Genomic DNA, 1,793 nt, shown 5'->3' on the forward strand with positions numbered 1-1,793 from the left:
GTAACTGTTCAGAACCCCTGATAGAGTCCTGAAAATTCATTGTGCAAAACAGAGAAATTTATTTTCTGTTTTGTTGCTGTTTTTTTGTATCGGTGGATAACTTATTTAGGATTCTTCCGTTCATAGTGTCACTGTGGATTACTTCATTGGTATCATGAATAGGTGATTCAAAACATCGTTATATCCCTTTTTCCAAATCGATTATTACACATTTGCTCAATAAATCTAATACTTATCCACCGTCATTTTGCACATAGTTATAAACTGACACATTCGCCTTTTTCATCACTTTCAGCTAGAATAGAGTTAACAGATTTCTAGCGAAAGAAGGTGGTCACATTGACAAAGGATGAAATGATTGAACAGCTCATGCAGCAGATAAGCTCACTAACAACTACTGTAGATGCACAAACAAATTTAATCGCCCAACTCAATCAGGCCATTCAGGAACTGAAAGAACAAATCAACAAGAACTCCAATAACAGTTCCAAACCACCCTCAAGTGATGGATACAAGAAGCCAACACCGAAAAGTCTTCGTAAGTCATCGGGTAAAAGTGCCGGCGGCCAAAAAGGCCATAAGGGTAATCATCTTGCTATTACTGCTCAGCCTAACCATACGATTAAGCATATGCCATCGGCCTGTGATGGTTGCGCTCATCATGAAATGTGCACGAAAACCGCCTGTATTATTGAGAAACGACATGTCATAGATGCCGTTGTTGAAGTTAGCGTAACAGAACATCAAACACTTGAAATGCCGATTTGTATGTTGCATGGAGATACACGTAACGGTGAATTTCCAAGTCACATTAAAGCAACTGTGCAGTATGGTGAAAATCTACAGTCATTGGCAGTTGCGCTTAATACTCTTGGTACTGTCAGCATAAAACGTACCCATGAGATTCTTTCTGGTGTATTCAACATTCCTATTGCTACAGGCACCATAAGTAACATGGTGCGTCGGTGTGCCAATACTTTGACGGATACAGTAGAAAAGATTAAAGAAAAAGTAACTGCATCAGCTTTGGGACATTTCGATGAAACTGGAACCCGTGTAGATAAGAAGCTGTGGTGGGTTCACAATGCATCGAATCAGGAGTATACCTATCTTGATTTAAGCCCTAAACGAGGTTCCAAGGGCATGGAGCAATGCGGGGTACTTACAGAGTTTCAGGGAATAGCAGTACATGACTGTTACCCATCTTATTGGAAGTTTCCTGACATACAGCATGCTGTATGTAATGCCCACCTCTTAAGGGAGCTTACGGGAATTCAGGAAAACTATCCCGAACAAGCATGGGCTTCTGAGTTTATAAACCTTCTGCTCGAAATGAAGAAGGTCAAAGGAAAGGCGATAACAACTGAAAAAGAGTCTATAAGCTATTATTACTATCATAAGTTCGATAAACGATATGATAAGCTTATTGAGCAGGCACGAAGTGATAACCCAATTCTTGAAACTACTGCCAAAAAACGTGGTCGCAAGAAAAAGGGGAAAGTACGTGCTTTAGTTGAACGCCTGGCAAACTACAAGGCATCAGTCTGTCTATTCATCCATGACTTCATAGTTCCCTTTGATAACAACCAAGCAGAACGTGATGTTCGGATGATCAAAGTAAAGACAAAAGTATCAGGATGTTTCAGAAGCGAACAAGGCGCTCGGGATTATCTGAAAATTATGTCATATGTTGGCACTGCTCACAAGCAAGGTTACAATGCCTACGAAGCAATCAAAAATGCAATTTCAGGAACTCCAGACTTCATCTTTGACTAGAGGTTCTGAACAGTTAC

1 protein-coding gene is annotated in these 1,793 nt (G+C 40.2%); it reads left to right on the forward strand.

Annotated elements, in window-relative coordinates; all coding sequences use genetic code 11:
- Positions 1-339 precede the first annotated feature (339 nt).
- On the forward strand, positions 340-1,776 hold the full coding sequence (gene tnpC, locus P0N36_RS15180) for an IS66 family transposase (protein WP_275843725.1): 1,437 nt from the start codon (positions 340-342) through the stop codon (positions 1,774-1,776).
- Positions 1,777-1,793 lie beyond the last annotated feature (17 nt).

It is taken from the genome of Petrocella sp. FN5 (genome assembly GCF_029210395.1).
In the GTDB taxonomy this organism is placed as follows: Bacteria; Bacillota; Clostridia; order Lachnospirales; family Vallitaleaceae; genus Petrocella.